This is a genomic window from Actinomyces sp. HMSC075B09, from assembly GCF_001812395.1.
Taxonomy (GTDB): Bacteria; Actinomycetota; Actinomycetes; order Actinomycetales; family Actinomycetaceae; genus Gleimia; species Gleimia europaea.
The window spans coordinates 66134-84888 of the sequence record NZ_KV808735.1 but is presented as its reverse complement, the minus strand read 5'-3'; the positions used below and the strand labels follow the sequence as shown (position 1 = coordinate 84888).

16 protein-coding genes are annotated in these 18755 nt (G+C 55.4%); 7 read left to right on the top strand and 9 right to left on the bottom strand.

What is annotated here, in order from left to right; translation table 11 throughout:
* Positions 1 to 117: 117 nt before the first annotated feature.
* The 5 genes from HMPREF2854_RS04955 to HMPREF2854_RS04935 all read left to right on the top strand — a co-directional run bounded on the left by HMPREF2854_RS04955 (position 118) and on the right by HMPREF2854_RS04935 (position 8078).
* Complete coding sequence (locus tag HMPREF2854_RS04955; protein WP_034510043.1) at positions 118 to 1659, top strand: cytochrome ubiquinol oxidase subunit I; 1542 nt, start codon at positions 118 to 120, stop codon at positions 1657 to 1659.
* An 18-nt stretch (positions 1660 to 1677) separates the two neighbouring features.
* Complete coding sequence (cydB, locus tag HMPREF2854_RS04950; RefSeq protein WP_070619902.1) at positions 1678 to 2802, top strand: cytochrome d ubiquinol oxidase subunit II; 1125 nt, start codon at positions 1678 to 1680, stop codon at positions 2800 to 2802.
* A 127-nt stretch (positions 2803 to 2929) separates the two neighbouring features.
* Positions 2930 to 4642, top strand: a complete 1713-nt coding sequence (gene cydD / locus HMPREF2854_RS04945; RefSeq protein ID WP_261666661.1) for a thiol reductant ABC exporter subunit CydD — start codon at positions 2930 to 2932, stop codon at positions 4640 to 4642.
* Positions 4639 to 6417, top strand: a complete 1779-nt coding sequence (gene cydC, locus HMPREF2854_RS04940) for a thiol reductant ABC exporter subunit CydC (RefSeq protein ID WP_070619897.1) — start codon at positions 4639 to 4641, stop codon at positions 6415 to 6417. Before cydD ends, cydC begins: the two co-directional genes overlap by 4 nt.
* A gap of 11 nt (positions 6418 to 6428) precedes the next feature.
* Positions 6429 to 8078 (top strand): sensor histidine kinase, encoded by a 1650-nt coding sequence (locus HMPREF2854_RS04935; protein ID WP_070619894.1) that lies wholly within the window; start codon positions 6429 to 6431, stop codon positions 8076 to 8078.
* A gap of 37 nt (positions 8079 to 8115) precedes the next feature.
* Here the strand turns inward: HMPREF2854_RS04935 and HMPREF2854_RS04930 are convergent, their stop codons facing one another.
* From HMPREF2854_RS04930 to HMPREF2854_RS04890, 9 genes are all read right to left on the bottom strand, one after another.
* Positions 8116 to 8736 carry a response regulator gene (locus HMPREF2854_RS04930; RefSeq protein WP_070619891.1) on the bottom strand — a complete coding sequence of 207 codons (621 nt, stop codon included), beginning with the start codon at positions 8734 to 8736 and terminating at the stop codon, positions 8116 to 8118.
* An 83-nt stretch (positions 8737 to 8819) separates the two neighbouring features.
* Complete coding sequence (gene mutM / locus HMPREF2854_RS04925; protein ID WP_070619888.1) at positions 8820 to 9728, bottom strand: bifunctional DNA-formamidopyrimidine glycosylase/DNA-(apurinic or apyrimidinic site) lyase; 909 nt, start codon at positions 9726 to 9728, stop codon at positions 8820 to 8822.
* A gap of 12 nt (positions 9729 to 9740) precedes the next feature.
* A complete protein-coding gene (gene rnc, locus HMPREF2854_RS04920; RefSeq protein WP_070619885.1) occupies positions 9741 to 10475 on the bottom strand; it encodes a ribonuclease III in 735 nt (244 codons plus the stop codon).
* Positions 10472 to 11035 (bottom strand): YceD family protein, encoded by a 564-nt coding sequence (locus tag HMPREF2854_RS04915; protein ID WP_083309399.1) that lies wholly within the window; start codon positions 11033 to 11035, stop codon positions 10472 to 10474. The genes rnc and HMPREF2854_RS04915 overlap by 4 nt, the downstream gene beginning before the upstream one ends.
* A gap of 73 nt (positions 11036 to 11108) precedes the next feature.
* Positions 11109 to 11813 (bottom strand): hypothetical protein, encoded by a 705-nt coding sequence (locus tag HMPREF2854_RS04910; RefSeq protein WP_070619883.1) that lies wholly within the window; start codon positions 11811 to 11813, stop codon positions 11109 to 11111.
* Positions 11814 to 11825: 12 nt separating this feature from the next.
* Complete coding sequence (coaD, locus tag HMPREF2854_RS04905; RefSeq protein ID WP_070619880.1) at positions 11826 to 12302, bottom strand: pantetheine-phosphate adenylyltransferase; 477 nt, start codon at positions 12300 to 12302, stop codon at positions 11826 to 11828.
* A complete protein-coding gene (rsmD, locus tag HMPREF2854_RS04900; RefSeq protein WP_070619877.1) occupies positions 12299 to 12862 on the bottom strand; it encodes a 16S rRNA (guanine(966)-N(2))-methyltransferase RsmD in 564 nt (187 codons plus the stop codon). The genes coaD and rsmD overlap by 4 nt, the downstream gene beginning before the upstream one ends.
* A gap of 19 nt (positions 12863 to 12881) precedes the next feature.
* Positions 12882 to 14990: an ATP-dependent DNA helicase RecG gene (locus HMPREF2854_RS04895; RefSeq protein WP_070619874.1), complete on the bottom strand. Its 2109-nt coding sequence runs from the start codon at positions 14988 to 14990 to the stop codon at positions 12882 to 12884.
* The gene (locus tag HMPREF2854_RS04890) at positions 14987 to 16576 is read right to left on the bottom strand and encodes a hypothetical protein (protein ID WP_070619871.1); all 1590 of its coding nucleotides are present in this window, start codon (positions 16574 to 16576) and stop codon (positions 14987 to 14989) included. Before HMPREF2854_RS04890 ends, HMPREF2854_RS04895 begins: the two co-directional genes overlap by 4 nt.
* Positions 16577 to 16798: 222 nt before the next feature.
* Here HMPREF2854_RS04890 and rpmB point away from each other — a divergent pair, with 222 nt between their 5' ends.
* Together rpmB and HMPREF2854_RS04885 are read left to right on the top strand one after the other, a co-directional pair.
* The gene (rpmB, locus tag HMPREF2854_RS08545) at positions 16799 to 16990 is read left to right on the top strand and encodes a 50S ribosomal protein L28 (protein ID WP_072341093.1); all 192 of its coding nucleotides are present in this window, start codon (positions 16799 to 16801) and stop codon (positions 16988 to 16990) included.
* 232 nt (positions 16991 to 17222) lie between these two features.
* Positions 17223 to 18749 (top strand): peptide MFS transporter, encoded by a 1527-nt coding sequence (locus tag HMPREF2854_RS04885; protein ID WP_083309398.1) that lies wholly within the window; start codon positions 17223 to 17225, stop codon positions 18747 to 18749.
* Positions 18750 to 18755 lie beyond the last annotated feature (6 nt).

The following is an 18755-nucleotide window of genomic DNA, read 5'->3' as shown; positions in this document are numbered from 1 at the left end:
CTCGATTTGGAGATAAATCTTCCGCGCACACCTTGTATTCATGCATAAAGTGGTGTCTAAGAGGGGTCGTCGAAAGTCGCCGACCTCATTTACCTATCAACTCGGAAAGGCGGAAACATGACCGTCCTCCCAGCAGCACTCGACGCAGTGTTTCTGGCGCGGTGGCAGTTTGCAATCACAACTGTCTACCACTTCCTACAGGTACCCCTAACCATTGGCCTGGGTCTCCTGGTTGCAATCATGCAAACCAAGTGGCACAGAAGCGGTAATGAGGTCTGGCTGCAGGCAACGCGATTCTTCGGAAAACTGTTCCTTATTAACTTCGCGCTAGGCGTCGCCACCGGCATCGTACAGGAGTTCCAGTTCGGCATGAACTGGTCCGAATACTCCCGCTTCGTTGGCGACATCTTCGGCGCACCGCTAGCAGTTGAAGCACTGCTCGCATTCTTTATGGAATCGACCTTCCTTGGCCTATGGATCTTCGGCTGGGGTCGCATCTCAAAGCGGATGCACCTCGTTGCCATCTGGCTTGTAGCCATTGGCTCCACGCTTTCAGCCGTATGGATCCTCGCTGCAAACTCTTGGATGCAGCATCCTGTAGGCGCCTTCTACAACCCGGCCACCGGCCGCGCAGAACTTGACGGAGCCGGCGGCTTCTTCAAGGTCATCTCCAACCCCGTGCTATTCCTCGGATTCACGCACGTCCTCTTCACCTCCCTGTTCGTAGCTGGCACCTTCGTTGCCGGCATCGCAGTGTGGTGGACAGTGCGTTCCGCAAATGCTGGGGAGCACGGTGAACGCGAAGCACGCGAAATCTGGAAGCCGATCGCTAAGTTCGGCGCTTGGGCCCTCATCATCGCTGGCCTTGGCACCGTAGCAACCGGCCACTTCCAGGGCGTAGAAATGGTTAAACTCCAGCCAATGAAGATGGCTGTTGCTGAAGGCATCTGTATGGATACCGAAGGCGCCGCCTTCACCGTCGCTGGCTTTGGCGAATGCCCCCTCGACGATTCTGGCGATATGACCCGCTTCATCACGGTTCCTGGACTCGCATCGTTCCTGTCGCATAACTCCTTCAACGCTGAAGTAGAAGGCGTGCGCGACATCCAAGACCGTATGGTCGAGATGCTTAACGCCAACGAGTCGTTCACTTCGCGCTACGGTGATGCATCGCAGTACGACTTCCGCCCACCATCGATGCCAGTGTTCTACTCCTTCCGCATCATGGTTACGCTTGGCCTCATTTCGATGCTGCTGGGCCTAGGAATCCTCTACTGGTACCGCGGCGATAAGCTCGCCCGTTCCAAGTGGATGGCTAACTTCGCCCTCTTCTGCCTGCCCTGGCCGTTCATCGGCGCATCCGCAGGTTGGATCTTCACCGAAATTGGCCGCCAGCCATGGGTGGTATACCCGAACATTGCTGGCGCGCTGAACCAAGATCCAGTTGGTGGTGTTCTCCAGCTCACTGAGTTCGCCGCATCGGGTACGGTCCCGGCGGGACAGGTGCTGGTAACCACGGTGCTGTTCACCCTCCTATACGGCGGGCTCGGCGTCATCTGGTTCCTGCTGTTGCGTCGCTGGGTACGCGAAGGCATGCATGTGCCCTACTCGAAGACGAATGAAGTAACCCCCGACACGCACCTGTCGTTCGGATACTGAGGAAGGTTGGTATAAACAATGAGTTGGCTCAGTATCGTTTGGTTCATTCTCATCGCCGTCCTCTGGACCGGCTACCTGATTCTGGAAGGCTTCGACCTTGGCGTTGGTGCCCTCCTCCCGTTCGTAGCTAAGAACGACGAAGAACGCTCCCAAGCTGTGAAGACCATTGGCCCTCACTGGGACGGCAACGAAGTTTGGCTCCTCACCGCAGGCGGCGCAACCTTCGCAGCATTCCCAGAGTGGTACGCCACCATGTTCTCCGGCATGTACCTAGCACTGTTCCTCATCCTTGTGCTCCTCATCCTGCGTATCGCAGCGATCGAGTGGCGCAAGATGATTGACTCCGTTAAATGGCGTTCCACTTGGGACACCATCCACACGGTTGCAGGTTTTGGCGTTCCCCTACTGTTCGGCGTTGCATTCGCAAACCTCGTACAGGGCATGAAGATCGAGGTCGTAGACCCGATGACCCTTGAGGCCGTGACGCCCCCAATCACCGATGATGTGCTCGTACACTCCGTACACCACCTGACGGGCGGTTTCTTCTCGCTCCTCACGGTGTTCACACTCCTTGGTGGCGCAGCTGTTCTGCTCCTCGCCCTCTCCCAGGGCGCACAGTTCCTGTCGCTCAAGACTGCTGGCCCGGTGCACGACCGCGCGGAGGCTTTGTCCTCCAAGCTTTCGATCATTGCCGCTGGCGTTACCGCGATCTGGGCACTGTGGGCAGTAATCGCCTACGCCGGATCCGTCTGGGCGTGGCTACCACTCGTGGTTGCCGCAATCGCCCTCATCGTGTCCGCCGCACTATCGCAGAAGGCGCTCAACAATTCGATGGGCTCGTTCCTCGCGTCCTCGGTTGGAATTGCCGGCGCTGTCTCCTTCATCTTCGTTGCAATGGCACCGAACGTGATGAAGTCCAGCATCGATCCGGCATATTCTCTCACCATCGCGCAAGCGTCGTCCTCACACTCGACGCTCGTTGTGATGCTGACCGTAGCGATCGTGATGGTACCGATCGTCCTCGCATACACGGCATACTCCTACTGGGTATTCCGCAAGCGCGTCTCGCCTGATGACGTCGCAGAGAACCAGGGTCTACTACCCAAGCAGATCCGTGTTGGAGCGAACTTCCTCAAAGGCTAGATGAAGCACCAAGATGCGGGGCTGACCAATGCACGGTCAGCCCCGCATCTCTAATATAAGATGTGTATTCCACTTGAATCCGTATGAAAGTGCAGGACGGGTAAGCGTGAAACCCCTGGATAAACGATTGCTGACATACGCGGCAGCGGCCAAGAAATACATCATCTTCATTACTATTTTTGGCACGCTCACGGCAGTCCTCGTACTTGCACAGGCAATTTCAATATCCTCGGCCATCTCCCCCGTTATTTCCGAAGGCAAAACCCTTACGGACGTCTTCCCGTGGGTGATTACGTTGCTGGTAATCGTGACCGTGCGAGCCGGCCTGGTCTATCTTCTAAACTCACGTGCACACCGCGCAGCAAATGACGCCATTATTGAACTTCGCGAGCAGGTGCTTGACCACGTCACCAAGCTCGGCCCCCGCTGGCTAGCCCGCAAAGGCACCGACACAATCACGCTCATAACCCGCGGCCTAGATGACCTAGGACCATACTTCGTGTCCTATCTACCGCAACTACTCATGACTATGACGGTAACTCCCGTGGCTCTAGCCGTCATGCTTTACTACGACTTCCTCTCCGCCCTCATCGCAGTACTCACCATCCCTCTTATCCCTATCTTCATGATCTTGGTCGGCAAACTCACCCAGGAGTATTCCGACCAGAAACTGAAGACCATGGAGCGGCTTGGGTCCCAGCTTCTTGACCTCATCGCCGGCCTCGCCACCCTAAAAGCCCTCGGTCGCGAGAAAGCGCCTAACAAACACGTGCATCAGCTGGGACAAACCCACGCGAAAACCTCCATGCAAACCCTTCGCGTTGCATTCCTCTCTGGCGCAATCTTGGAGTTCATCGCCACCCTGTCCGTCGCACTTGTTGCCGTTGAGGTTGGCATGCGCCTGGTTTACGGCAACATTTCTCTATACGCCGGATTGATCGTAATTATGCTTGCCCCCGAGGTGTACCTGCCCCTGCGCGAAGTTGGCAAGCAGTTCCATAACTCGGCAGACGGTGTAGCCGCGGCAAACGCCGCCTTCGAGATTCTCGAAGAGCCCGTTCAAGCGGAGGGTAGCACCGAGGCACCAAACCTTGCCCAGGACCTCGTTCAGATTGAAGATCTCCACGTCGCCGCACGCGGCGCATGGGCTCCCGCCGGACTTAAAGCATCCATCCAAAGAGGGAAGATCACTGCCCTCGTAGGCCCGTCAGGCGCCGGCAAAACTACGACCGTTATGGTTCTTCTAGGGTTGCTCAAACCAACTCGCGGACGCGTGTTAGTGGGCGGAATTGACCTAGCCGAAATCGATCCGTCTTCCTGGTGGCGGCAACACACGTGGGTTCCCCAAGCACCCGCCATACTGCCGGGAACTATCCGAGAAAACATATCCTTCGGTCTTGACGTCTCACAATACAAACTTGAAGAAGCAGCGCGCGCAACCGGTTTTCTTGAAGTCGTGGAAAAACTCCCGGCCAAATGGGACACCCCGATTGGTCAAGGAGGCATCGGACTATCGGTTGGGCAACGCCAGCGCCTTGCCCTAACTCGCGCCCTTCTGGAACAAACTCCCTGGGTAATACTCGACGAGCCAACCGCGCACCTGGACGCCCTCACCGAATCACAGGTCATCGACACAATGATTCGCCTTCGCGACATGGGACGAACCGTTATCGTCATCGCGCACCGCAAAGCCGTAGTTGATGCAGCCGACTCCATCGTCCAAATCGAATCACGCCCCGCCACCGAACAGGAGATTCTGGACTACCCACAGCTTGCGGAAAAGACTATTGAACAGTTCTTCCTTACCGAACAGCCCCGACTGTTGGAGGAAACCCGATGAGACTCTTCATTACCAAGCCAGAACGCGCCGCACTCAAGCGACTCATGCCCATGCTGCAGGTAAACAAGGCGCAATTTGCCCTCGCTGTACTACTCGGCGCACTCGGACTTGGCGCCACCATCGGCCTGGGAGCCACATCTGCGTGGCTCATCGCTCGCGCTTCACAAATGCCACCCGTCCTCTTCCTCACCGTGGCCACCGTCGGCGTACGCTTCTTTGGCGTATCCAAGGCAGTTTTGCGCTACGTACAACGCCTCGCATCACATACCGTTGCAATCTATGGCATCGCAGATCTTCGCGAAAATGTCTACCGCACGCTCTCCACGCGCAAAACCGATGCCATCACCAAACTGAAACGAGGTGACCTCTTAGAGCGCACCGGAGCCGACGTGGACGCCTTGGGCGACCTGCTTGTAAAATCGGTACTCCCCGCTTGGATCGCGGCAGTAGCAGGCATCGGTACCGTGATAGGCATTGCGTTCCTGTCACTTCCCGTAGCGCTAGTGTTAGCCGTCTGCCTACTCCTATCAGGTGTAGTTGGTCCCCTCCTCACCGCCCGGTCCGCCAGAATCGCGCAGCTTGCCGAAGAAAAGGCCCGAACCGAATTAGCCAGTGAGGCCCTGACCCTCACCGACCACTACGCTGAACTTGCCGTATCCGGAAAAATGCAAGGCGTTCGCGACGCCATTCGCAAAACCCAAAACGACCTTACCTTGGCCAAAGATCAGGCCGCGCGTCCCGCAGCATTCGCTGCCGCCATCGACGCAATAGCCATGGGCCTTGCCGTGGCCGGAGCAATAGCGCTTGGCATCCCAGAAGTGCACGCCGGCCTCGTCTCCGCCGTTGCGCTTGCCGTGCTTGTACTCACGCCGCTATCGTCCTTTGAAGGAACCGCCGAACTTGGCCCTGCAGCCGTTCAACTTATCCGCTCCGCACGCGCGGCTACCCGCATCGACGAAATCCTCAACACCGACGAGATGCCAAGACGAGTGGACATTCCGAAAGCAAAAGGCCCAGTGTTGAAGGCGGAAAATCTCTCCGTAGGATGGCCGGGCGGTCCGATTGTTGCAACCGACATAAACCTCGAGCTAAAACCCGGCTCTCACCTGGCACTCGTAGGCCCGTCGGGCATTGGGAAATCCACTATTTTATTCACTCTGGCCGGCATGCTTGAACCAAAGGCTGGACGCGTAACCTTAAATGGCGTGGACATCTACGGTGCCGACCGCGCAGAAGTGGGTAAGCGAGTCTCCCTAACCGCTGAGGACGCACACATCTTCGCAACCTCAGTACTGGAAAACCTGCGCGTAGCTAACCCCTCGTTGACCGAAGATGACGTGATCGCGCTCCTAGACCGCTCGGGCCTACACGAATGGAGGACCAATCTACCAGAAGGACTGGAAACCATCCTCGGCTCTGGCGGCACCACCGTTTCTGGAGGTGAAAGGCGACGCCTGCTACTTGCGCGGGCCCTTGCCGCACCAGCTCCTCTCCTGCTTATTGATGAGCCGGGCGAACACGTTGACAACCGGACTGCCGACAGACTCATCCGCGACCTTTTGACCGTAGATGGGGAAAGCCAAGACCTGGGCGTTTTGGTAGTGACACACCGTCTAACTCCTCTAGATCACGCCCAGCAGGCAATGGTTATCTCCGCAAATGAAGGAGAGCCAGCGACCATAACCGCACGTGGCACGCATGCCGAGCTCGTCGCGGGCAACAACGCTTACCGTTGGGCGCTTACACGCGAAGGCAGTCTGGAAATCTCCAACTAGAGGAAGTCGCTATGTTTGATCTTTTCCAAGCGGATTCCCCCGGGGCGATGGTGAGCGCAAACTCATCCCTTAAAGCCGACCCCGAGCTCAAAGCCACACTCGAAGCACTCGTCCACGAAGTATGCGACCTCACGCAATCTCCCCAGGGACTGTTCGTTATCCAAGACGTGTGGGGAGCTCCCTCGCTTCTCATTTCAAATAACGACCGGTTCGAGAACATGGACGTCCCCGCAAAAACGTTTTTGCGACTCATAGCCGCGAACATTCATCCGAACTCCCCCGTTGTTCTCAATGAGATCAGCCCGCAAGTTCTCCAGGCCGGTATCACTTTTGACATTAAGAGGGCCGTTGGAGTACCCGTACTACAGCGCGGGCAACTGCTTGGCCGCCTCGTGGTTTTCGACAAATCTGATCCTTACAGCGAATACGACCTGCGCATCGCCACTCACTTTGCGAAAATGATCAGCCTTGAAGTAGAAGTTTCTGAACTTTCCAGGCGCGTAAGTCAAGACGAGCAGTGGATAGAAACCAGCCAAGGAGTAACCCAAGCTCTCTTCGATGCAACAGATGATGAGGGGCTAGAGCCCGTAGTTAGCGCTATCAAAAACGGGTTGCAGGTGGACACCGTTTTGGTGATCCTCCCATCTGTGGCGGGCACTTGGGCGTGCGAATTTGCCAGTGGACATATGGCCGAAGAGCTGCTGGGCGCCGTCTTCCCAGAAGGAGGGCGCGCCCTCTTTGTGATCTCGGAGAAGGCGGGCATGATCGTTGAGTCGTTCGATTCTGCTCTCAACGTTAAGCTCGCTCCCCTGCGACACTTCGGCCCCGCCCTATATGCGCCCCTCATGAACCGCAATGAAGCAGTTGGCGTGCTCGTGCTACTTCGCAAAAAAGGCGCCATGCCCTTCGATATGCCCGACCTTCGTTTTGCTGAAAGCGTCTCACTGCAAGCGGCATTCGGCCTAGAAATATTCGAGGCGCGACACATCATCGAAATGACCGCGCTTGCTAACGAGCGTGAACGCATCAGCGCTGACCTGCATGACTTCGCTATTCAGGAGCTTTTTGCCGCCGGCATTCAAATAACTGCCGCTAAGAACGAACTTGAGAAAATCAATGCGCCAGATGACGCCAAACAATACCTAGATGGAGCCCTCGACGCCATCGACAACTCCGTTGTACAGGTTCGGTCAATCGTGCAAAACCTCAAGGATGATGTTGAAGGAACAAACGTCTTTGAGCGAATCTGCCAGGTGACTTCGGCGGCAAGAAGATCGCTCGGCTTCGCCCCCTCTTGCCTTCTGAATATCGACGGCCGCGCGGTAACTGACGTGCAAGATCCAGTCGTAGAACAGGCCCTATCCCTATTCGGCGATGAGCTAGCCAGCGATATTACCGCCTTCGTTCGCGAAGGCCTCTCCAACGTCGCCAGACACGCGCAAGCAGATGTAGTGACCGTTAATATCGACCTAAAAACTCAAGGTGAACCGCAGATCGATATTGAAATCGAGGACGACGGGATTGGGATCGATCCGAATAGGACCCGCAACTCGGGGCTCGCTAATCTAGACAAGCGCGTGAAAAAACACGGCGGCACAATGAGCATCGATAAACGCACCGACAAGGGCACCACCCTAAAATGCGAACTACCGATCGCGTAACGCTGCTGCTCGACTTCGAAGCGGACAGAGCTTAGAGCTACGACTGACCCCGCCACGGAGCTGACTGCTGCCCCGCGGCCCATGCCATAACTTGAGTGCGCCTCTTCAGTCCCATCTTAGAAAGAAGTGACGTGATGTGGTTCTTCACCGTCTTTTCAGAGATTCCTAGTGTCTCAGCGATCTCAGCATTAGACATGCCCTTTGAGATGAGTCCCACGATTCGTCGCTCCGCGGGCGTCAAAGCGGCCATCACATCATCCTGGTCGCCTGCCCGACGGGTGATTGTCTTCTCGTCCAGCAACACCTTGCCATCATGTACAAGACGGATAACGCGGCTTATTTCCGCGCCGTGGACAGTCTTAAGAATGAATGCCTTGGCTCCGGCCTTACAAGACTCCGCAAGCGCGTCATCGTCATCAAAAGAAGTAAGAACTATACATTTCGTATCGGGAAGCGATTTACGCACGTGATTCATGATGTCTATACCCGTGCCATCAGGTAGCTGCAAATCGACCAACATCACATCGGGAGTGGTCAAGTCTGCCCGGGTTATGGCGTCGTGCACACTGCCGGCTTCCGCAACTACCTCAAATCCTTCGGTACGGCCGACGAGTTCTATAATGCCGTAGCGGACAATCTCATGGTCATCCACAACCATTACGCGAATATTTGAGTCAGTACTGGAATTCTTTATAGCCACGGAATAATTATATGCGAAGCTATATAGTTTCTCAGCACCGGTTATCCTTTGGACACCCCTCGCTTACGCCGGCCAGAGCGAGGCTGGCACACGGGGCAATAATGATGTGAACGGCCACTAATACTGACCCTAGCGATAGGCGTACCGCAGTTAATACAAGCCTGCCCAGCGCGTCCATAAACCGCTAAATAGCGGGCGAAATAACCCGGCTCGCCAACCGTATTCACATACAGTTCATCGAAAGAGGTGCCTCCAGCTTTAATCGACCTGCGCATAACAGCCCGGGCCGCTTCTAAAATCTGATGAACCTCGTAGACACGGACGTTCTTACCCATTCGCTGGCCGTGCACGCCAGCTAGAAACAGAGCCTCGTCCGCATAAATATTACCTATGCCAGACACTATCTCTTGATGCAAAAGCAGGTTTTTAACCGCGCTTCTTGACGCGCGTATCTTTTGCACTACCTGGTCAGGATCAAACACCGGATCTAGCGGATCACGCGCAATGTGCGCCGCGGACTGCGGAATCGCATCCAAAGTGGCGCCTTGACCAGCGACAGCTCCGTCCAAAGTAGGAACGCAATCACACACCTCAATTCGCCCGAAGGTGCGCTGATCTACAAACGAAAGCACCTGGCCATTGCTCAAAACGATTCTGGCATGCTCATGGCGAAAACGTGGAAGGTCACCATCACTCAGCCGAAGCTGCCCGGACATGCCCAGGTGAAACACGAGGCCACGGCCACTATCTAACTCCGCCCACAAAAATTTGCCTCGGCGCGCCAGAGCCTCCACTCGTCTGCCTCGGATAGCGTCTTCCAGCGCCGCGGGCCCGCCCGGCTGGTTACGTGCCGTACGCTCACCCCAAACGGTTACGCCCGTAGCCGTCTGCCCCACGATATGGGGAGCTAAACCCATGCGGATAGTCTCTACCTCGGGAAGTTCAGGCATTGTTCACTCCAGCTATTCTGCGCTTTTCGGGTCGTCCTCACGCAAGTGGAAATAAGCTGCCTTTGCGGCGCTCGAGTTCGCGGTTTTCTTCGACGTGCCTTCCCCCTCGCCCATCACAACGCCGCCAATCGAAACGGTCGCGCTGAAAATACGCGCATGATCTGGGCCACGGCTCGTCGTTTCATACATTGGCTCGCCAAGGCCCGCCTGCGCCGTGTACTCCTGGAGCGTGGTCTTGTAATCAGACGAACGCCCAAGCTCAACCGCATCCTCCAAGAAGGGACGCAAATGTTCCTCAACAACCCTTCGCGTGGGCTCTAGGCCATGCGAAATGTAGGTCGCTCCAATTAAAGCCTCGACCGTGTCACAAAGAATGGAATCACGATCACGCCCACCCGTTAAGTTCTCGCCCTTTCCAAGCAAAATATAATCTCCCAGGCCGATGCTTCGCCCCACTTTAGCGAGCGTCACCTGCGAAACTATAGCGCCCCTCATCCGCGACAACTGGGCCTCAGTGCACGTGGGGAACTTAATGAAAAGATGCTCCGTCACGATGATCGACAAAACCGAGTCACCAAGAAACTCCAGCCGCTCATTGTGCGGCAAATCGCCCTGCTCATACGCAAACGAACGATGCGTCAAAGCAAGTATTAAAAGTTCAGGATCCAGCTGAATTCGCCAGCGTCCCAAGAGATCTAGAGGATCACCTGCCGGCCCACTGGCGTCTCGTGATTGTTGTTTACTCACTTTTCATCTTGCTCGAGCAACGCCGCAAGCTTGGCGAAACGCGGATCAATCACCTCGTGCATGTGGTCGCTCGGCAAATCCTCCCACTTCTTGCCACACACATCGCAAAGTCCCTTGCAGTCAGGCTTGCACAAAGGCTGGAACGGGAAGCTCGTCACAATCGCATCCCTAAAAATCGGCTCAAGCGCGATCTCGTCACCGTCCAAAACCTCGAGGTCTTCAACTCCCTCTTCACCATGTTCCTCTCGCATACGCGCGATAGCTTCAGCAGTGAAGAACATTTGCGATACTTCCGTAATTTCCACGCCCTCAATCGGCTCGAGGCAACGCACGCACTCCGAACGCACCTGCGAATCAGCGCGCCCTTCAAACAGCACACCTTCAACGAGGGAACGAAGCGTAATATCCACGCTCACAACAGAGCCTGGAACCACCTCCATCACAACCGTGCCAAGGTCCTGGGGCGCCACCAGATCAAGGTGAAAGCTACGCTCCTGATTCGGCTCCGCGGGGAGCGTGCGAATATCCAAGATCGCGCCATTAAACTGGCGATCAGCCATCGCTAATCCCTCCAAGAAAAGTATCTACAAATAGCTAGTGCGCCCCTCGCACAGGGCTACGCAGGAAAACATTTTAACGCCCGGCGCGACGGGCCTCTTGACGAGACTCGATTGCATCCTGGCCGGCATGAGTCTGGTGTGCAATACGATCAATCGCGATTGCGAGCGTCTCCAACGAATCCGCGCAATACTGATCGGCGTCCTCAGCAAGCTCCATGGCCTTTTGATGTGCCGAGCTAACGATTTCCTCAGCGCGCTCGCGAGCCTGAACCGAGATGTTCTCCTGCGCGATCAACCCCTCGGCCTCCGCGTGCGCCTGCTCAACTATCTGCTGGGCCTGCTCCTTGGCATTTGTAACCAGGCGCTCAGCCTCTGCCGCGGCACGCTCACGAACGGCCTCGGCGTCCTCACGCGAACGCTGCGCCAAATCATCAGCCTTTTTGCGGGCGTCCTCAACAATGCCGTCAGCCCTGGCATTTGCCTCATTAATAGTGGATTCGGCGGCCGAATCCGCGCGCCCCATTACCGCATCCGCATCTGCAACCACCGCATCCGCCGCAACCAAATCATCGGGCAGTGCCTGACGGGCCTGCTCCAGCAAGTCAAGCACCTCAGCCTTGTTAACGAGCACTGAAGCACTCATAGGCAATGCGCGCGCAATCTCAACTAGATCCTCAATCTGGTCAAGAGCAGCGATCACCGTGGAAGGGCCGTACACGTCATCAATAGGCTCCCCCGCCTGCGCGCCCTGCAGATCATCCGAGTAAATATCGCTCATGATTTGGCCCCCTTAGCCACGAATCTTAATATCCAATGTTTCTTTCACGCCTGCACTAACCATAGACGAAACATCACCACCGTTAGCCGCAACTTCCTTAACAATCGTAGAAGAAATGTGAGCAAGCGCCGGGTTGGTAGCAAGCAGAATAGTCTCAATATCGCCTAGCTCGCGGTTAATCGTAGCCTGGGGAAGCTCAAATCCCGCATCAACCGCGGAGCGAAGCCCCTTCACGATCACGTTCGCGTCATTTTCAACGCACCACTTGGCCAACAGTCCGTCAAGAGCTTTAACTTGCACACCGGGCATCCCCGCCGTGCTTTGTTTAGCAAGCTCCACGCGTTCCTCGATTGAAAACCAGTACTTTTTAGACAGGTTGTCTCCCACTCCAACGATTACTTCGTCAAAGAGCTTCACGCACCTTTTAACAATGTCGAGGTGACCGTTTGTGAACGGGTCAAAGGAGCCTGGAAATACTGCGCGTATCATGCCTCCACGCTACCGGTTTGCCGCGAAAAAGTTAGGAACCACACCATGGTTTCGCCCCATTTCTTACTCGACTCACGCTGGTACGAAGATGGCCACTGCGGTTCGGGGGTGCGGGCTGACAGTTCGACTACTACAAGAGCGTCTTCCTCTAAGAATTTCTCTATATGTTCAAGCACGTTGCGTAGCAGGCCCATATCAATATCGTAAGGAGGGTCTAGGAATGCCAGGCTAAAAGAGTGAATGCTCTCAAACTTCGCTGCGTCAGCTCGAACCACCCGCACATTGGGGAAACCGTTTTTGCTCACGTTGGAGCGCAAAACCTTTAGGGCACCCGTCGAGTTATCTACCAACGTGGCGCTGGCTGCTCCTCGCGAAAGCGCCTCAAACCCCAGTGCACCCGAACCGGCAAAGAGGTCCAGCACTCTGGCTCCGCGAACCTCTCCCCAACTCTCTAAACGCGAGAATAGAGCCTCTCTTACCCGCTCAGACGTTGGTCGCGTACCGGCTGCAGGCACCTCCAGCCTGCGCCCGCCAAACGTTCCTGAAACAATCCGTGTCATACGTAAAGCCTACGCGATATCATGATCGTTCCATCCACTGGACTGCCTGGTCCATCCGGTTCGCCGCCTGCAGTAGCTGCGGGTAGGTGCTTAGGGACATGTCTTCTTCCAACAGCGTTTCCGCGTACTTGCGAGCGGCTTCAATAATCGCCCCGTCGCGCGTGACACGCAAGGCCTTCAACGAAGTGCGCGCGCCCGACTGGCTCTCGCCCAGCACGTTACCTTCCCTACGCAGCCTCAAATCTGTCTCCGCTAACGCGAACCCATCCGTAGTGGAAGCAAACGCCTCCAAACGCTTCATCGACTCTGGGGCAAGTCCCGTTCGGTGGTGGGCCATGCAGATCGCCTGCTGACCACCGCGACCAACTCGTCCTCGCAACTGGTGCAACTGAGATAGACCAAACTGTTGCGCATCCAAAATAACCATCATTGAGGCGGCAGAAATATCTACACCTACCTCGATAACCGTTGTTGTTACCAAGATAGGGGTGGTTCCATCATCAAACCGATCGATTGCCTCAGCCTTCTCTTCTACGCTCATGCGCCCGTGCAGCAACCCAACCTCAATACCCCCTAACTGCGGAAGGTTGGCCAGCATCTCGCGGCTATCCATCACGTTGGCCAACTGCGAATCATCACCATCGGCCGAATCTATTCGAGGAGCCACCACAAACACGCGGCCGCCGGCCACAACTTCTTCTTTGGCTCTCTCCCACATACGCTTGTTCCAAGCGTCATTCGCCGCATCAACGAGGAAGGTTTGAACCTCTTTGCGGCCCTTCGGTAGCTCGCGAATAGTGATCGCATCTAGATCCCCAAAAACCGTCATTGCGATTGTGCGCGGAATAGGCGTAGCCGTCATGGTTAGCATGTGTGGAGCTATTTGACCACCTTCGCGAAGTCGATCGCGTTGAGCAACCCCGAAGCGATGCTGCTCATCCACCACCACAAGCCCCAGATTAGAAAACTGGAGCGAATCCTGAATCAGCGCGTGCGTGCCAACGAAAACCGCCGGCTGGCCCGAAGATGCGAGTACAGATACATCACCACGATGTTTGGACTTAGACGAACCCGTAAGGAGCTCCACCGGGACGGGCAGCATTCTTGAAAGCGACACCGCGTGTTGAGCTGCAAGCACCTCCGTGGGAGCCAGTAAGGCTGCCTGATACCCCGCGTCCACGGTAGCCGTCATCGCAAGGCCAGCTACCACCGTCTTACCCGCACCGACATCGGCCTGCAGTAACTTTTGCATGGGATGCTCACCCGCCATATCTGACAGGATTTGTCCCAAGACCTCTTCCTGGCCGGCTGTCAAGGTGAACGGTAGCGCAGCCTTTGCAGTAGCAAATGCTTCCCCCGCTTCTATGCGAGGCGCCGTAGCATCTTTACTGCGGGCACGACGGCGAAGCAACGCCGTTTGCAAAGTGAGGGCTTCGGCCCATCTAACGGTTAGTTTGGCACGCGCAATTTCCTCATCAGATTGTGGATCATGTAACTGCCTCAGCGCCTCAACGTACGTCATGAGGTCGCGATCTTCGCGCAGTTTTGGCGGAATCGGATCGAGGACATCACCGGGCTTCAACATCGCCGCAATAATCTTCGCGGACTTGGATGTCAGCCAGCTTGGACACTTCGAGTTAGCCGAGTAAATCGGGATCGGACGATCCACGCGATCCTTCGCATCACCCTGCTCAAACCGCTCAAAATCAGGATGGGTCAACTGCAGGCGACCGCGATAGGAAGATACCTTTCCCGCAAATAAATGCGACGACCCGGGAGTAAGCATCCTCTCATGCACCGACAGCGCGCCCGGATGGCGGGCAAAAAAAGTTGCGTTGATACTCTTGTAGCCGTCCGTAAGTTCAACTGATAGACGCACTCCCCCATTGCGGTTGCGCACCATCTGCGCAGACTCCACCTGCGCGAGCAACGTCACGTCCTCTCCCTCATGAATCGCTGCGAGAGGAGTTAGCTTGCCCCAATGCCCGTAGCGCCGCGGGAAGAACATGAGCAAATCTGACGCCGTTTCCAGCCCTAGGGAGGCAATCTTCTTAGCCGTGCGCGGCCCGAGCAGACGATCCAACGGCGAATCAAGTAACTGCGGCTTGCTAGGAACGGAAGCACTCATCGATTTACCAACACCACCTGGGTGCGATTATCACGCGCATACTCCACGTACTGCGTAGCGCCGCGATCATCTAGCGCCATCTCAATAGAATGTCGAAGAAGCATGTCCGGTTCAGGCGCGATCATCACAACTCGTTCCAGCCCGTAACCAACCAATTGCTTAAGAGAGAATGACACCGTTTGTGGGTCCACTTCCTCTAGGACCGCAACGCGTGCCTTCGCAGCCCTCGCTGCTGACTCGAGCAGATCGCGAGTGATCTTGGCCGTTCGATCCCCCACCTGCGGCATGAATATGGGCGCTGCCTTCCCCGCAAGTACGCTTACCGCCACGTCCGAATAAGGCGGCGTATCACTCACCACAAAAACTTCGGCAGATTTTAGAGCAAGCCTTTTCGCGCGCATCGCAACCTCAGCGGCGTCCTCATCACCTGCCACCACAAGGCTTACCCGGGAGGGAGCTGACAGCATGAGCTCAGAAATCAAAACCGCGTCCTGACGAATCGGATTCAAAATCACGTGCGCTCCAGTAGAGGCAACCTCCTCCAAGAAATGCTCATTACGCAACAGAGCAATTACGAGCACAGTTTCGGGGCGCTGCCACGTGGGGCGAGAAAGATACAAAACGCCCGACTCTTCTTCTTGCACGGCCAGTTCGTCATATCCAATCAACTCCCCATAGCGGGCATCCTTAACTACGATATGGCGCGTCCACCCAACCTTGGGTAAAACCGCGGCGGGGTCGGATGTGTCAATGTGGAAACGCCACGTACCCATTCCAAGCTGATCCACGCTACCCTGCATCGAATACCGATAGCCCCGCTCATCCAGACTCGCCCGGAACTCCGCAAGGTCCTCCGCCATGCAATCTACGTGAAAATCAACGGAGAACTGCGCCCCCTCATGCGGAGCCTCGCTCCGTTTTGAGATCTTCGCCGACTGCGCGAGCGAACGCATCATGTCACGCGCTACCTCAAGTGGAGCAAGAGAGTTCTCGTAGACCGAATGCAGCGCCGAAATCATCACAGCGAACACGCACGCACCCGGGTTTATCCACCCGCTAGTAGCCTCTATTAGCGCATCCTGGACCACCATCGATGCGCGGCCAACCATCATGTGCGCCGCGTCAATCGGATCCGGCGTATCCAACGCCACCGCTCGTGCCGCCGTAGCCATCTCCATTAGCTCTGCGGCAGGCGTTGAAAAAGCATCCTCCAGCGCGTTTGGAAGAGACGCGAGGAATGCGCGCATATCAATCGGTCTTACCTCGTTTGCCGAGGTAGCCGATGACAATGCCGCAATAATGCTCGTTATCAGTATGCCCACATGGCCCGCGGATCCCGCCCGTGCATACACCGTTAGTGCCTGTAAGAACGTGGACGCCGAATCTACCTCTTCGCCAGAGCGTTGCATTAACCGTTTTACCGCGGCGAACGAACGAGCCGCGTTAGCTCCCGTATCAAAATCTGACCCGCCCAGAGCATTCAAGTCATCCAAGAATGGGGCGAGGGCATCAAGCGCCTCGCCGCAACGGTCGATAAACTGAACAATGTCTTCCCCGCTCAGTGCGGAACGATACTGGCTGGTCATAGACAAATGGTCTCATAAGACACGGACTAAATGAGGGAGTCTAACTGCCAGCAAAGCCCATACTGTGGTCCACTAGACACAAAAACACGCCCCGATAGTTGGCAAAGGGGCCTTCATTTCGATAGTCTAAACAGGTTGCCTGAGGTGCGCGTACCTGCGTGCCCCAGCAGTGTTCAGAAATGAACAGTTGTATGAGACTTTACTAGGAATCGGAGATAGACCGTGGCTTCTAAGTGCGACGTGTGTGGCAAGGGACCCGGCTTCGGCAAGAGCGTTTCGCACTCCCACGTGCGAACCAACCGTCGTTGGAACCCCAACATTCAGCGTGTGCGTGCAGTCGTTAATGGCACCCCTAAGCGCCTCAACGTATGCACCACCTGCATCAAGAGCGAGCGCGTTACCCGCGCTATATAACCTACCACTCTTACTGTGTTCGCCCTCGAAAGAGGGCGAATTTTTTTATACCGCCAGGCCCTGCTCATCTTGAATTCCTTAACAAGACGGCAACATCTTAGCTGTTGACGCAACGAGCTAGTTTGTTATCCTGGCGAATGATGATCCCAAGATTAGGAGGATATTTGGCACACTAATCCGTCATTTCGCGCGTGCTCCCTCGCGTATTCTCTATGGGAATTAAGGAATATTTATGTCTGACCAGAACTCTAATTCGATGGTCTCCCCTTCCACGTCTATTTCTGAAGCGCGCAAACAAGACCGAAATGTTCGCGCCGACACGTCATTTTTTGGCCATCCTCGTGGATTGGCAGCACTTTTCAATCTGGAGCTGTGGGAACGTTTCTCATATTTAGGTTTCCAAGCTATCTTGGCTCTCTACTTCGCCGACGCTATAGCCTCAGGAGGACTAGGCTACGATCAGCAAACCGCATCTTCTGTGGTAGCAGCATACGGCGCTCTAGTTTATTTGTTGGCCCTCGTTGGTGCTTGGATAGCCGACCGAGTTGTCGGTACGTATCGCTCCGTTCTATGGGGTTCCGTCCTTATTGCCAGCGGACACATTTTTATGGGAATCCCCCCGGAGTTCGCAACCTGGGTCGGTTTAGCTCTGATTATTCTCGGTACGGGCCTATTGAAGCCAAATGTCTCGACAATGGTCGGAGAGCTATACGAGCAAGGCGATAGACGGCGCGACGCAGGGTTTTCAATCTATTATTCCGGAATCAACATCGGCGCTTTCTTGGGCCCACTCGTTGCTGGCTTTCTTGGCCAAACCTACCACTGGCACCTCGGATTCGCAGCGGCCGCAGTGGGGATGATTATCGGAATATTTTTCTTTATCCGCGGACGTTCCTCGTTTGCTGGGAAGGAAAGATCACAACGAATCCAAAACTCCTTCGAATTTGATGCAAATTTTTGGAAAACCACCGCGGCTGCCACAACAGCAATTGTAATTGGCCTCGTTTTTTTCTTCGCCACCGATGCCACTTTGGGAACGCTGGTGAACCTGGTGACCGGAGTTTCTGCGTTAGTTCCTTTTGCTTTTATTATCTGGATGGGACGTTCGGATTCTGTTACCCCTACGGAAAAACGCAATCTTTTGCCTTTTTCCTTGTTGCTTATCGCCCTTGTGGCATACAACCTCACGTACTTCCAGACAGGGAACACTTTGAATTTCCTGGCCCTGGAACAAACCTCAAACACGATCGGAAGTTTTTCCTACCCATCCACCTGGTACATATCTTTAACTGCGATCGTCGAGATCATAATGGGACCTGTTCTTGCCTGGATCTGGGTAAAACTTGGCAAACGGCAGCCTCATGTGGCTTCGAAAGTCGGCATGGGTACGATGCTGGGTGGTGTCGCATTTCTAATGGTCACACTCGGTCAAACCTTAACCCCGCGTGGCGCCCTTATGTCGAGCATTTGGATGGTCTCTTGCTATGTTTTCCTCGGGCTTGGAGATTTGATCTTGCAGACCTCCGGGATGTCCGCAACCACGAAGCTCGCACCGCGCGCATTTGCCTCTCAAACTATGGCACTTTGGTTTGCCGCAATGGCGCTAGCGCAGGGTATCCAGGCACAAATCGTTAAATTCTTTACATACGAAAATGCCGCATTTTATTTCGGTATTCAAGGAATCATCATCGTGGTTTACGCAATACTACTTATGGCTCTAACACCGTGGATGCGTAAACGTATGAAGAACGTTGTCTAGGAGGCG